Source organism: Gynuella sunshinyii YC6258 (assembly GCF_000940805.1).
Classification (GTDB): domain Bacteria; phylum Pseudomonadota; class Gammaproteobacteria; order Pseudomonadales; family Natronospirillaceae; genus Gynuella; species Gynuella sunshinyii.
Genome location: NZ_CP007142.1, coordinates 3,075,816 through 3,089,524 on the forward strand (window position 1 = coordinate 3,075,816; position 13,709 = coordinate 3,089,524).

The window sequence follows — 13,709 nt, forward strand, 5'->3', positions numbered from 1 at the left end:
TACTTTGTTATGTTTTCGCGATACGAACTTCACTATATCGCATGAACTTCAAGTTGCCCTGTGATTCGAGCAACCCTGCATTTGCCAATATTTTTATTCTTTCGCCGTAGAATACATCCGGAATGGAAGGCTCGTGCCGCTCGGACTGCAGCATAAATAGACCAACTATGTTTGCAACTTTTTGAAATCGATTAGTTGCAAATGACATTAATTCTTCATCAATTCGCTTAATGTCTTCAGGAGTTAAACTGGCAATGGCTTGTTTCTGTTCCTGATTTAATTCCGGTATTTCCTCATCTGGAACCACAGACTTCGGTGCTAATTCAGGGTGTTGTTTAAAAATTAGGCTCTGAAATTCACGGATAAGGCCAATCGACCTGCCGAGCTTTCCAATTTGAATACTCGAATTTTTTTCATTTCGTTTTAGCTCCATTGTTTCTTCGAGAGCCAATTCAAGATTTTCAACAGCCTGGGACAGCAATTGGTTTAGCGATTCAATCGATGACATTGATGAGTCCTTTTCAAACATAACATTTTATTTTTTCGGGCGAGGTCGCGAGTCCAGTGTGACAATTTGTCAGATTCAGGTGAACTTCTCCATCTGAATTCTGGTTTGAATAAATCCGTTTTTTTGGTAGGCTGAAATAGCTATCTCATTAGTTAAAGACACATCCAGTCTTATAGTATTTGCGCCCTTACTGCGAGCCCATTCTGTAGCTTTATTAATTAACTCATGTGAAATTCCATTACCTCTATGATCGGAATCCACGTAGATCGACTCGATATAACCCTGAGGAATCATGTAGAAATAGTGGATCGAAACAACTACAAAACCTACAGGTTTTTCATTCTCAACCGCAGTATATGCACAATTGAAGTCGTTAATACAAAAACTCTTAAATCCGTGCTCAATCTCAGATTTCAAAATACTGGGAATAGTTATACCTGGAAACGATTCTTTAAACGCTTCTATATCTCCACTGACATATAAAGAGATATCATTCTGATAATCAAATTCCCTTATGTTCATTACGCCCTCAATTTAAATCTAATGCCTGCTTTATACGACAGGTTTGGAGTGAGACGGAAAGTTGGTCCGACAAGATATGTTTGTTATGTGCTGTTACCAGTTTTACTCGTAAATTTTTCCACAATATAGAAATGTTGCCATTTTTTTCCAGATATTGTCACTCGATAGCCCTTGTGATGCACCAAAATCTGAATCGATTGCCCATGCATGAGCCGCTTCCAGGAATGACTCAATTGTCACATTTTCCCAGCCACCTGCATCGCTATCGTGGGGACTGCTCGGGTTTTTTTTCTCCAAAGCGATTGCATTCTCACGATCTTTCTTGAGTGCTTCAACAAAAGCTAAAAACGAATTTTCGTCATCAACTATTTCAATCAGATCATGTAATTTCATCATTTTGATTCGTACCTATATCTCGACTATTTCATCTATGAACCCAGTAACGGCAAATGCCGAATACTCTTGTATTTCATGGCTAACTCAATGCAATGGCGAATGGCTTTTTTGGGTAAAGCGCTGTTTACATTTAGCACGATAGCGCGATTGTCCTGAAATTCCAAATCTTCTGCATACAACTCACGAAATGTATCGACGAGCTTTGTTTGACACTGAAAGAATAGAAAATATTGATTCGGGTATTTGGCTTTCCAGTCCATTCGCACAGGAGTCCCGGTTTTAACTTGGTAGCTTGGTTCTCCCCATTTCAAGGTCTCATCGATTTCACCCAAGCTCAGATCTTCTGCAACACTAAATACGATTTCTCTCAACTGAAGAATAAGAGGCTTAATTTGCGTTGGGTAGCTATCAAACTTTTCTTGAACATCAGCGTTCATATCTGCACTCTTTATTCGCATAACGCTGTAGAATCTACGCTAAAGTTTTTAGCAGTAAAGATTAAACATCTTTCTTACCTGCCCAATGGAACATTGCAAGTTTGTGGCGCGTAGTTGGATCAGGGTACAACAAATTGTTAAGACTAAAGGAACCCATGCTTCATCAAATTTGACATCCTCACTTAACCTACTTTCAGTGCTTTACCTCTAAAAGAACGTTTTCGTATATAAATTCGCTTTCAGGAATTTGCATTTCTTTTTCCTGATGTCGCTCTATACCTTTATATAATTCTTCTGCACAGACGAAATCTGAAAGTATTGGCGGTAAAAAAGATCAAAAATTTTTATAGTTTCTTGAACTGCCTGTAGAAACTCTCATTTTAAGCGAAATATAACTTCCCTCAAAATATATTTTCACAGGCCTATAAATTTAAATTATTAATATTAACAAGTTAACAAACCGTGCTGTTTTATTTATGGCGAGCAATTGTTGATTTATTGAGCAATTGCGATGCTCTACTCAACTCTTCGGAGTTCATCCACTTCTCAATATTATAAACCGTGCAATAAAAATGCCATTGTGCTTGAACGTTATTAACCCGGCGATAAAGAATATCTGATACAATAGTCCAATGGAAACGACAACAGACACAAGAAAACTACCACGAGAAGTGATCGAAGAAAAACGCCGCATGGCACATCGGTTACGCATGCGTGGATTCACACGCGCAGAGATTGGTCAAGAGCTCGGCGGCGTACATCCAGATACGATCGGTCGATGGTTAAAGCTCGACACAACCAACCTCACTGTCAATCGAGGGGGGCGTAAGCAGGGAGAAGCAAGACGGTTATCTGCTGACCAGGAAAAACACATTAGATCACAGATCATCGACAAAACGCCCGACCAGTTAAAACTGGATTATGTCTTGTGGACACGAAAAGCCGTGTGCGAGTTGATTGAGCAGGAATTCAAGATCCAGTTGCCAGTGAGAACGGTCGGTGATTATCTCAAACGTTGGGGCATGACCCCCCAAAAACCTGCAAAGCGAGCGTACGAGCAAAATCCGAAAGCCGTTCAACAGTGGTTGGATGACGATTATCCGAAGATCAAAGCTCAAGCAAAACGTGAAAACGCAGAGATATACTGGGGCGATGAGACGGGTATGCGTAATGACAGCCAGCACGAACGAGGCTATGCCCCAAAAGGAAAGACACCGGTTGTTCGGCTTAATGCCAACCGTACTTCCACCAATATGATTTCGGCGGTGACCAATCAGGGAAAAGTTCGATTTAAGATATTCGATGGGTCAATGAATACCGACATTCTGATTGATTTTTGTGAGCGTATCATCAAAAGCGCGGGCAGAAAGGTCTATCTGATATTGGATAATCTTCGTGTTCACCACGCAAAACTATTTAAAGCTTGGCAGGAAAAACATCGGGCAGACATAGCGGTATTTTATTTACCATCCTACTCACCGGAACTGAATCCGGATGAATATTTGAATTGTGATTTGAAAGCAGGTGTTCACAGTGGCAAGCCAGCGAGAAACAAAGAAAAATTAAAGAAAAAAGTTCGAAGTCATATGCAGATGTTACAAAAGAAACCTGGTCGAGTGCGGAAATATTTTATCCATAAAAAAATTGCTTACGCTGCATAACAGGTATGTTTAATCGCCGGGTTAATAGTTTTACTTCTCAAACCATAGCGATTTAATTTTTTTATTCAAACACATATGAGTGAATGTCCGTTCGAAAACCGATATTCTGTGGCTGTAAATATATTTATTATGTTTACCTAAGAGAAAAATCGACTTGTCTACCAACACCTGCTATTAACCATTAATAGCATATACCGCGTTACCTAACAAACCTGGACCTCCATGCTGTAACCATAGATAAATACCCGCAATGGTGGTGAAGTGGGGAACGGTGTCGCAAGCCAGGTGGCCGCTGTGATCGTTTTGGTAATGAGGGTCGAAAATTGAAAGCTCCGGCTCGTTTTCAATCAGATAATGCAGCGCGTATTCAAATGTTCCATGCTTTGGTTCGATTCACGTTTTATTAGGCCACTAAAATATATTTAAAGAAAAATATTCAACCCCATTCGACCGATCAAAAAAACTAAAAGAATTAGGAAACCAATCCGAATAAAGTCACTCCCATACCTAAGCGCAAGAAATACTCCCACAAAGGCTCCAAGGATATTGCAACCAGCTACAAGAAGACCCACATTCCATAGAACGTTGCCAGAAGGGATAAAGAACAAGAGAGCAGCCGTAAATGTTCCCATATTAATTAATTTTGCTGATGCTGATGCGTTGAGAAAGTCAAAGCCAAATCCCCGAACAAACAGAAAAATCAGAAAACTACCACTACCTGGTCCAAATAACCCATCATAAAACCCAATAAAACCTCCGAAAATTATTCCTTTTACAATTTCTCTGCTATTGCCTTTCAAGTGCTGATGCGTTTTACCTAGATCTTTTTTTATAAACGTATAGATAGCCATTGTGATGAGAAGAATAAATACGACGATCTGCATGGTTTCCTTAGGAATCAAAGATACTGACATAGCACCCAAGTAAGAAAAAAAGAAGGCTGACAGAGCCGTCGGTACCATAATTTTCCAGACTATATTGACCCGTTTTATATACCGAAATATAGAAGACAACGTACCTGCCCATACAGCAACTTTGTTTGTGCCAAATACAGTAGTTAAAGCATAGTCAGGTAGTGCATGTAGTAAGGCAGGCATCAAGACTAATCCTCCACCGCCAACTGCGGCATCAATTAGCCCCCCACAAAAAGAAAAGAACCCTAGCGCATAAAGATCAATAGCCATATTTTCTTCTTATTTAGAAAATGAGTATTCTTCTCAAGTTATTTTTAACATTCGTATGCGGATACATGTTTGATTGAAGTTTATTCTGTTAACGCTTTATGAAGAGCGCAGAAAGCCATGCCTTCCCTGAAATTACAATTAAGCATGGTTTGTTTTAATTTCTCAATATCGAATGAGACATTGTTGAGCCGAGAATAGGCATGAGCTGCTGCAAGAGCATGCAATCCATGTTTGTTTTCTACTTCACTTGAATGAGCAAAAATGTAGCCTCTGGCATTTTTAAAGGCTACTTCGTCATTGGCAAGGAATGGGTTAATTTGAAGAAGTTTTTGCTTAATAAATTGGGCAATAAAGTTGTATTCTCTTCCATTCCAAAGTTCGAAAGATATAGAAACCATCATGGCATTCAGGATAGAGAGAAAGTACTCACTTGATTCCAAAGGTTCTTTATTACCATCTACCCCAATTACATATAGGAAATCAGAAAACTCATTGCACTCCTGTACTTTGTAATTGGGGTTAACCCATTGATCACAATCGAAAGCATCGGTCATATACTTATACATTCCGTCATACCCTGTATGGCCTAAGCCAAAATCATCTTTTGCTACTTCATACATGTGCGCCATAGTTAGGTGATAACCAGAAAATTTGTCCGAAGTCAAAAAAATTGTATCAGCAGCAAGACGCAGGATTAGTTTTGCAGAAACAAGGCTGGTGGTCTTATGAGTTTCATTTCATCCATTAAAGAACTTAAGTAGACCATCATCCACATGTTTTTTATCTAAAAACGCTAAGAATGCTTGTTCGGTATAAAACTGAGCTTGGAGAGTTGTCGGATGAAGAAGCACTTCTGTCATCATGCTTTGAATTGCATCTATGTCGTTTACAAAAGCAAGTACCGCATCTTTTCTGTCTGAATCGGTCATTTTTCTACCGTGTATTTTGAGAGATGCAATGTGTTTCGGTAGCTTTAAAATGAACGCCTCGCCAAATTCCTGCATCCCACGAGTAGTGTTATGCTTGGCAGAAAAATGATTCTCAGGTTTTTCTAGTACATTTGCAGTCATGTCCGTTTCCTTATGGCATAAATCTTATATAGAAAAGCTTACAGATCTGTAAGCTCAACACACAAGGAAACTAATTTACTGAAAGGCTCATTTAAAGTAATTTATATTGATATTTTAACTCACTTTAAATGAGCTTTTTATGGATCTGTCACAATTGCGCATGTTCAAAAAAGTTGCGGATAGCGGAAGCATTGCTAGAGCAGCGGAACAACTATATTGCGTACCATCAAACATTACCATGAGAATCAAAAAATTAGAGGAAGAATTAGATGAATTACTATTTATTAGACAAGGCAGAGGATTAGTTCTTAGTCCTTCTGGAGTTATTTTCTTAAAGTATACCAACAGAATTCTCTCACTATGCGATGAAGCAAAAAGAGCGCTAAGTTCAAACTCAGTTCCCTCGGGCAAACTTAGTATTGGTGCTATAGAGTCCTCAGGAACAGGTAGATTACCTAAACTACTGTCCACTTATCATCAATCATACCCCGCTGTGCAACTGGAATTTTCGACTGACACATGGAAAAATCTGGAGGACAAGGTAGTAAAACACGAAATAGATGGAGCTATTATTGCAGTTAAAAGTACTCATCCATCAGTGTGCTATGAGAAAATCTATGAAGAAGAGCTAGTCGTCATTGCATCTTCCACGTATGACGATATTGAATCGGCTGAAAGTTTAATTGATAAAAATATCTATATGTGGCCTGAGGGTTGTCCATATCGAAAAGCATTGGAGAATTGGTTATTGGCGAACGGTGTTTCAGTCCCTATCACAAGTATTGCCAGTTATGGCACCATTTTAGGATGTGTAAGTTCTGGCGCAGGAATTTCACTGGTTCCCAAAGGGATATTCGATCAATTCAAGTTAATCGGAGGTATAAAAGCGTTTTCCTTTGATGAATTAAAGCCCATCGATAATTACTTTATTTGGCATAAAGAAACAGGCTGCCATAGCGCTAAAGACGCTTTTTTGGAGCTTATTACCGGATCGGAAATAAAGAATACTGAGGCATAGTGTGCGATAACCGCGTCCATGAAACAAGACGCTCTCAAATATACAACAGAAGAACAAGCTTTCCTGCGCAGATTAGCGGCTCAGCGAGAAAACTTTGATAGCGGATGATGCGTGTTTTTAATAAAAGATGACAGTGTAAGTTTGCCCGTAGCAGCCGTTCGTCAGGTGATGTTGTTACGTTCATTGTGTATTTCAATTAAATCAACTAAGTCACTTGTGATACTGTTTTCCAGTTCAGTACCTTTTATTTGAGTTCTGACCGTTTCGTAACGAAGTGCACGATGCTGCTTGGTCTTGTTATGTTTCTACTCATTTGAATGTTTACCTTCCTTGAAAAATTTTTTTAGCATGTGGGCCAGAGTAGCTATGTAAATAGCTGCTACGACTACCATTGCGGCTATGTCGTAAGCTGTTATTACCCAATTATCTGGGTGTTGATCTCCTTGTACTATTAACGTTGTGGTTAAAACTGCAAGGAATAGCAGCACAGTGAATGCAACAGTTGCTAGTAAGGCTTTGCTTGCCAAGATCACGTATTTATTCATTTGAAACATAATGTCAAAACTCAGCCGACCGAAAAGCGCGTAGCGGTTTTTGGGTCGGCTGGAGTGCCTTGTTGGGCGATTTTGTTGATTACTCTAATTATTCGTCTAGCGTTCTTTTCTACCACCTTCCATTGCCACAAGTTGGGCTCTTTCAGATCGGGGTAGGTGTCTTTCCAAGTGTTAGCTCTTTTTTCCGTATTCACCGATGCTCTGCACTCAATGCCTTGAGGCTTTCTATGGAACTGCAAATAGACTAAACCCCAACCCTTAATAGAAAACTTAAACGTATGACCATTACACTTTTCCGGATTTAAGCTGACTCTTTGCTTTTCAATGAAGCCTTCCGACGCCGGATAATAGAAAGCAAACTGAAAAAATGGTGTCTTGTTTTTAAGCAATTCAGCAATTTCTTGGCTTAATTCTTCCCTTGAATTGAACACCTTTAGTTCCTCTCCAAAAGCCGAATCAGCCTGATAGCCAATTGGCTCATCTTCCTTGTAAACAGCCATCAGCACCTCGCCGATGTTTTGCTCAGTTATAACTCGCGTGGTCTGCATCGTTTACGCCCAACGCCCAAATATGGGGCCGTAGTGAAGGCGCGAAGCGTCGGAACGAAGGTCCCAGCTGCGCAGCAGCGCCATGATTTGTTTGTTATACGTTTGTACTAGTTTTGACGTAACCACTTAAAAAGCTCCCCGCCATAACCCAGCTGTGTGTTAAAGAATGCCTCACCAGACTCTAAATCATGAAAACGGCGTATCAGTTTTACTTGACCAAATGGAGCTTCAATTGACCACGGTGAGGCCGCAAACAACAGATCATCCTCTAAACGTTCGCCGTTCCTATCTAAATACCAGTCTTCTTTGAGTGAATTTTCAAGACGTTCAATCTGCTCTTTAATTTCAGGACTTCTCTTGAAATGACCATTGATTGAATACTCGTCCACTTCGGACGAATCGAATTCAAATTCTTCATTCTTAAACTTTATGATCATGCTTTGAATCTCGTTTACGTACAAAGCCGCGCTTTATGCGGTCGATGCTACAGCCGATTGTTATACGTTGCTTATTTATAGATAGCTGGGTCAATCTCATACTCGCCGCCCATTTCTTTTGGCATTAAATCTGGATGCTCCTTGTATATAGGGTTCATGAAACCTATTAGGAGTTCAGCCATAACCTTTCCTGTTGCAAATTGGTATTTTTTGAACTCTTCTTCAGAGCACCTTTCTTTAATGCGAGCCAATTGTTTATCCATGTCGGCGCCGATCCTAAGAGCCAGGACGCTTATGCTTTCCGCCAATTCTTTGTTCATGGGCACCTTACGTATAATGTTCTAAGCAGTGGCGCATTTATGCATCCGCCTGATTTTGTTTGTTATGTGAATTCTTGTCTTCAACCAATTTCATCAGGGGCCGCATGACTAATTCTAGCGTTGACTGACATGAGCCACATACGATGTTAAGTTGCTGATTAAATCTCAGTTCCCTGAATATATTGCTAGGAACTTCTAGGCTCTGTTGACAGCTATGGCACTCAAATCTGAAAACTCGCCTCGTGATATCGATGTTTTTTTTGGTTTCACCTGGCTCAAGAAGATAGCTTTCATTACAGTTCGGATTAATGCAGTTGACTACAGACGGAGAAATTAAGTTTTTTACAGGCCGCTTTAATGTCATTCCGCAAGCGAAGCAGTCGAAACTAAACACTTCGCCTAGTGGTCCTGCCATTAAAAGATTGCCGGTAATAGATTTCAAAAAATCTAAAACCGAATTCACCTTTTTCCTAATTTTTTCTTTATTCTGGTATATCGTGAGGTCACCAAAACTGATGTTTGGAATGGGTAAGCGCAGTGCTACATTGGAAACACCGTGCCACAACCTATGAATTTTATTCAAACTCAGTCCAGATTGCGTTCCCAATGCCACATATTCCACGGCTTTATATACAGTTTCTATCAAACAGATCTATTTACCTGCTTAACCCGATAACCATCATAGTTTCAAGCCTTTCTGCAATCAATTAACACCTGGAAAAAACGACACCTGTCGTGATATTCGAAATACTACGACACCATAACCCATTAAATTAAAAGAATTTTCTAAAGACCGCGCTGGCAATAAAAAGCATTTCCAAACCTGCTTTCCCGAAAGACGATATTTGTGGTCATATCCACAATACTGCGTCACGATTTCACAGAGTTACAAAAATATTTAAATTATGCTTTCAATTACCTATGATACTGTTTGTATATACAGTAATTATAATGATAAGGAACCTCTGAAAAATGGCCTATTTTCGCGCAGGACGTTGTCAGCCTCAGTCTCACATCCTCATTTACGCCAGTAAACTGTGGTGTTGTGAGTGGTTTACTGGCTGCATCAAAACTATTCCTGTTTTTCAGAGGCCCCGATTCCAAATAATGGAACACATAGAAGTTCGTAGCCCGAATATTTCATCAAGTCCAAAATATAAATAAGCTATCGGCAATACAGCTGAGTATGGTCACATCATCCCTGAACACGGTTATCATGCAAAACATGATCGATGGCCGTTGTGAGCCCCAACCGTTTATCGAGCTCTCTGAGCAGTAACATTCCGCCATCGGAAGAAATTTCACCACCGTCAAAATTCACGTCGACTTTACAGCGTTTGACGGGTGGAAATAAGAGGGAAGCCCGGTAGCATTCTGTCATCACGGAGCCGCTCTTGTTGTGTGTGTTAGCACCTATAAAATAAGGCTAAGCGGTTCCGTGGTCCAGTTTTGATGAAATATTCGGGCCATATCCGTCAGTGCGTCGATAGTGTGCATCATTATTATTAATCCGGTAAGGATGAAAACAGTTTTGTGCGTTCTGTAATGATGACCCATCAACAAACTATGCTGCCGCTTATTTACATGTATCTTTTACCTTCCAAACAGGCGTTCGATATTTTCTTTGACTTCCTGTTGTCGAAAGGTTTCGGCATGCATGGCAACTTCCTGTTCGATATAGACAGGTAGTTCCTTGCGGAGTGTTCGGGTCAGCTGGTCCTTGAGTTTGATGAGTGAGATTCGGGGTTTTTCTGCCAACTCGCAGGCAATTTCTATTGCTTTGGGCAGTACTTCTGCGCGTTGATAAACAGGGAAGGGTACGCCTCTTTGTTTCAGTTCTTCGCCACGATAACGTTTGGCGAGTGTCAGCATTTCGTTACCCAGATAAGCACCCAGTTTGTTCGGTACGATCATGGTGGCACCCATGCCAGGAGTGAAACCATATTTCATGAAGTTGGTGGTGTAAATGCTCTCTCGGCTCAGTATGACAAAATCGGCGAAAAGGCCCATGACAAAGCCGCCGCCGATGCCATGTCCCTGCATGGCAGAGATAACCGGTACCGGGCATTCCAGGGCGAGTGCGTAGATATTGTTATCAGAGAATGATGCATGTCCCTCCTGTAGCATCAACAAATCTTCCTGTGTACCACCGGTGGCGAAGTAGGTGTCAAACCCAGTCAGAATCACCGCTTTACAGGTGCTGTCAGCGCTGACCGTATTGAATGCCTCAATCAGGGCGCGACTCATATCATGAGTAAAGAGGTTTTTGTGTTGATAGTCCTGCATACGTATTTGCAGGACTCCTGTCTGTACTTCGCTGATGTCTATGATGGGGGAGGCTGTATGGGTCATCTCATTTCTCCCACGGGAATTTACCCGTTTCAACGTAACGTGAAATGCTGTTGAGATTGTCCGGATCAGTGAATACTTCGAGATTGGTTTTCAGGGCACATGCTTTTTGTTGTTCCAGGGAGTTATCCAGTTCTGCCCGATATTTTTTGTACCGGACAATGGCGGTTTTGGATAACCGGGTCAAGCGTAGCAGGTGCTTGCGCAGAAGGTTCTCGCTGTTCTCTTCACAGGCGTCGACCAGGCCCCATTCGAGAGCCCGTTGTGCAGAAACCGGTTGGGTCATCATGGTCATGTAATGTGCTTTTTGAGGCCCCATTCTTCGAATAAGAAACGGCAGTACGCAAGCGGGCAGTAAGCCAAATAACAGCTCTGATAAACTGAATACGGCATTCTCTTCCGCCAGCACAATGTCGCACGCGGCGACAAATCCTATGCCGCCGGCGTTCGCTTTTCCGCGTACATGGGCGATGCTGATAAAAGGACCATTGGCTATCTGCTGCCAGACGTTATAAATATTTTCAGGGTTCTGGCCTTTGGGGTCTCCGTCAGCAACATTGTCGTTGATGGCGGAAAAATCCGCGCCAAAGCAAAAGACTTCCGGTAAGCCCTTAATGATCAGAACGCTGATGTGCTCAGAATGGCGGTTGAGAAAGTCGGCGCACTCATCGGTAAATAGGTCATTGATCGTATTGTTTGCTTCGGGACGGTAAATTTGTAAGGTACAAACGGTCCCGTCAAAACTTACTTTGATGGTCTCATAAGCCGGTATCTGCATCAGGACACCCACTCATATTCACGGTGATATTCTTTGATGGCTTTGAGAAACAGTCGGGGTTCCCCTTGTCCGGATGTGCGTGCTTTGGGAATAAACTGGGGATCAAGGGTGACATTGCGTGTGCCAAATTTGACGACATGGCCACTGCGCAGCAGATCGTCGTACTCACTCATGGTGATCTCATAGCGATGATCCAGTTGGCTGCTGATGTTCATGTTCAACAGGCGTTGCTGACTTTCATGGGTGACCACGCCGCTGAAAAATTCGGAACAACACCCTGAGCCGTAGGAAAAGCAGCCGATACGTTGTGGGCTATCGTAGTTTCCGTTAGCAATCGTGCTGGCCAGGTTCATGGCCATCGTTGCTCCCATAATATTGCCCACTCTCTGGCAGTATTTCAGTCCGGGCGTCACACGCTTTTCGAAATCCTGCTCAATAATCTGGGGGGCTGCCTTGACAATCTTGCGCATCATATTACGGTGTGCGCCTTTTACCATGCCGCCGAAGGGTGTATGGAACGACAGATAGCCGAATGAATCCACGTAGTTGACGTTGTCTACACGCTTTTGATATTCCAGATACGCATTTTCGCAACACTCAAGATAGGATAATAAGGACAAATCAGAATCACCGGCTTCGCTGTCCGGTGCCGGGCGGCAGGTGTCCATCACTTCAAACCCATAGTAACCGTTTGCGCCGATGTCCGCCTGAAAGATATGAGGACGGTCACTGATCAGCATGGCAACGGCGCCTGCACCACTGCTGGGTTCGGCAAATGACCAGTCTTCAGTCAGAACATCGCCGCCTTCTGCCACCATGAAGCGGGTGATATCTGTCGCAACCACCAAAACCTTGCATCCTGGAGATGCTTGTGACAACACCGTATTGATCGCAACCTGAAGGCCGGCAGCACCGGAGTAGCAGGCATTTTTGAGTTCAAACAAGCGACAGTTACGGTTCAATCCCAAGAGGCTGTGAATGTAGGTGCTCATGGACTTGCCAAAGTCGATTCCGGACTCGGTACAAGTGATCAGCATTTCGATTCGGTCTTTTTCATCGGCAGACAAGGCATCAATAATAGGCTTGGCCGCATTTACGCCAAAGCTGACAGGATCCTCATAGGGCAGGCTGACGGTTTTTTGTTTCATCAAAAGGTTTTCGAACCTGGACATATCCAGCCCTCGATGTTCGGCAAGCTTTCTGACATCCAGAAATGCTGATCCGCCGTATACATTCATTGCCTCTATTCCTACCGTATTCATAGTTGTGATCTCTTTTGCAAAGGTGCCAGTTATCTGTTTGTGTATTCTGAAGGGAGCATTCAAAACCCTTTTTAATACGGAATCAGGTTTTATGTTTTGTTGGCTGTTTTTTGGAAAAATCAGTCTAAATAAATAAAACGGAATTTTGAATACTACTTCGTAGGATCTGTGTAAAAGTCCGTCAAAAATATGAGAGGTTAAATTTTTTTTCGCAGAGGTGTTTATTTGGTGTCTATGTAACAATATGGAAATATTCTTTATATAAAAAGTTATCATAGAAAAGTACGATGGAAAAAATGAAGCTAAGAATATAGAGGCTATTTTTTTAAATTATTTTTGTAATACCCGTCTTTTTTCTCATCAATAAGTATGGTGATAAAGTAATTGACTTCGTGCCGAATCTAAGCTGATCTTCAGATTTTGAAAGTCTCTCGTAAAAAGAGTCAGGGAGATTCTACAAAACAGGAATGGTTTTGATGCAGGCTGGCATGCACCACCTGGAAGCCGCAGATTACTGCAATAAAATAAGGACTTGAGAGGGGTTGGCGTCCGGGTGGTGTTGAAAATACCCTGCTCGAAAACAGCTGTTTTTTCAGGAGTTCCTTAAAAACCATTCTGAACCAATGTCTCATATATGTCTGTAGGTGGCGGGTGGGTAACTGGTC

General features: G+C 41.8%; 17 protein-coding genes. 2 read left to right on the plus strand and 15 right to left on the minus strand.

Translation table 11 applies throughout. From position 1 onward, the window contains the following. Nucleotides 1-7: 7 nt before the first annotated feature. The 4 genes from YC6258_RS27325 to YC6258_RS13585 form a co-directional block, all read right to left on the minus strand. Nucleotides 8-508, minus strand: coding sequence for a DUF3658 domain-containing protein (locus YC6258_RS27325; RefSeq protein WP_052830276.1), 501 nt, complete (start codon nt 506-508; stop codon nt 8-10). A gap of 75 nt (nt 509-583) precedes the next feature. Next, nucleotides 584-1,030 carry a GNAT family N-acetyltransferase gene (locus tag YC6258_RS27330; RefSeq protein WP_052830278.1) on the minus strand — a complete coding sequence of 149 codons (447 nt, stop codon included), beginning with the start codon at nt 1,028-1,030 and terminating at the stop codon, nt 584-586. Between the two features lie 102 nt (nt 1,031-1,132). Next, a complete protein-coding gene (locus YC6258_RS13580) occupies nt 1,133-1,426 on the minus strand; it encodes a DUF7660 family protein (protein ID WP_052830280.1) in 294 nt (97 codons plus the stop codon). 32 nt (nt 1,427-1,458) lie between these two features. Continuing rightward, nucleotides 1,459-1,863 (minus strand): DUF1801 domain-containing protein, encoded by a 405-nt coding sequence (locus YC6258_RS13585; RefSeq protein ID WP_044617458.1) that lies wholly within the window; start codon nt 1,861-1,863, stop codon nt 1,459-1,461. A 632-nt stretch (nt 1,864-2,495) separates the two neighbouring features. Between YC6258_RS13585 and YC6258_RS13590 the strand changes: the two genes are divergently transcribed. Next, nucleotides 2,496-3,524 (plus strand): IS630 family transposase, encoded by a 1,029-nt coding sequence (locus YC6258_RS13590; RefSeq protein ID WP_044617459.1) that lies wholly within the window; start codon nt 2,496-2,498, stop codon nt 3,522-3,524. Between the two features lie 422 nt (nt 3,525-3,946). Here YC6258_RS13590 and YC6258_RS13595 read toward each other — a convergent pair whose 3' ends face one another. From YC6258_RS13595 to YC6258_RS30620, 3 genes are all read right to left on the minus strand, one after another. Continuing rightward, nucleotides 3,947-4,708 carry a sulfite exporter TauE/SafE family protein gene (locus YC6258_RS13595; RefSeq protein ID WP_044617460.1) on the minus strand — a complete coding sequence of 254 codons (762 nt, stop codon included), beginning with the start codon at nt 4,706-4,708 and terminating at the stop codon, nt 3,947-3,949. Nucleotides 4,709-4,788: 80 nt separating this feature from the next. Then, nucleotides 4,789-5,328: a hypothetical protein gene (locus YC6258_RS30615; protein WP_211264679.1), complete on the minus strand. Its 540-nt coding sequence runs from the start codon at nt 5,326-5,328 to the stop codon at nt 4,789-4,791. 117 nt (nt 5,329-5,445) lie between these two features. Beyond that, nucleotides 5,446-5,778, minus strand: coding sequence for a hypothetical protein (locus tag YC6258_RS30620; RefSeq protein ID WP_211264680.1), 333 nt, complete (start codon nt 5,776-5,778; stop codon nt 5,446-5,448). Nucleotides 5,779-5,917: 139 nt separating this feature from the next. Here YC6258_RS30620 and YC6258_RS13605 point away from each other — a divergent pair, with 139 nt between their 5' ends. Continuing rightward, complete coding sequence (locus YC6258_RS13605; RefSeq protein ID WP_044617461.1) at nt 5,918-6,796, plus strand: LysR substrate-binding domain-containing protein; 879 nt, start codon at nt 5,918-5,920, stop codon at nt 6,794-6,796. Between the two features lie 565 nt (nt 6,797-7,361). Here YC6258_RS13605 and YC6258_RS13615 read toward each other — a convergent pair. The 8 genes from YC6258_RS13615 to YC6258_RS13650 form a co-directional block, all read right to left on the minus strand. Further along, entirely contained in the window at nt 7,362-7,898 is a 537-nt protein-coding gene (locus YC6258_RS13615; RefSeq protein ID WP_044617463.1) for a hypothetical protein, read from the minus strand. Between the two features lie 107 nt (nt 7,899-8,005). Next, the gene (locus YC6258_RS13620; protein ID WP_044617464.1) at nt 8,006-8,335 is read right to left on the minus strand and encodes a hypothetical protein; all 330 of its coding nucleotides are present in this window, start codon (nt 8,333-8,335) and stop codon (nt 8,006-8,008) included. A 71-nt stretch (nt 8,336-8,406) separates the two neighbouring features. After that, complete coding sequence (locus YC6258_RS13625) at nt 8,407-8,655, minus strand: hypothetical protein (RefSeq protein ID WP_044617465.1); 249 nt, start codon at nt 8,653-8,655, stop codon at nt 8,407-8,409. A gap of 37 nt (nt 8,656-8,692) precedes the next feature. Beyond that, nucleotides 8,693-9,301, minus strand: coding sequence for a hypothetical protein (locus tag YC6258_RS13630; protein WP_044617466.1), 609 nt, complete (start codon nt 9,299-9,301; stop codon nt 8,693-8,695). Nucleotides 9,302-9,850: 549 nt separating this feature from the next. Next, nucleotides 9,851-10,036: a transposase gene (locus YC6258_RS13635; RefSeq protein ID WP_044617467.1), complete on the minus strand. Its 186-nt coding sequence runs from the start codon at nt 10,034-10,036 to the stop codon at nt 9,851-9,853. Between the two features lie 212 nt (nt 10,037-10,248). Further along, nucleotides 10,249-11,007 carry a polyketide synthase gene (locus YC6258_RS13640; RefSeq protein WP_044617468.1) on the minus strand — a complete coding sequence of 253 codons (759 nt, stop codon included), beginning with the start codon at nt 11,005-11,007 and terminating at the stop codon, nt 10,249-10,251. 1 nt (nt 11,008) lies between these two features. Further along, entirely contained in the window at nt 11,009-11,782 is a 774-nt protein-coding gene (locus YC6258_RS13645; RefSeq protein ID WP_211264681.1) for an enoyl-CoA hydratase/isomerase, read from the minus strand. Further along, entirely contained in the window at nt 11,782-13,044 is a 1,263-nt protein-coding gene (locus YC6258_RS13650) for a hydroxymethylglutaryl-CoA synthase family protein (protein WP_044617470.1), read from the minus strand. The genes YC6258_RS13645 and YC6258_RS13650 overlap by 1 nt, the downstream gene beginning before the upstream one ends. Between the last annotated feature and the right edge of the window lie 665 nt (nt 13,045-13,709).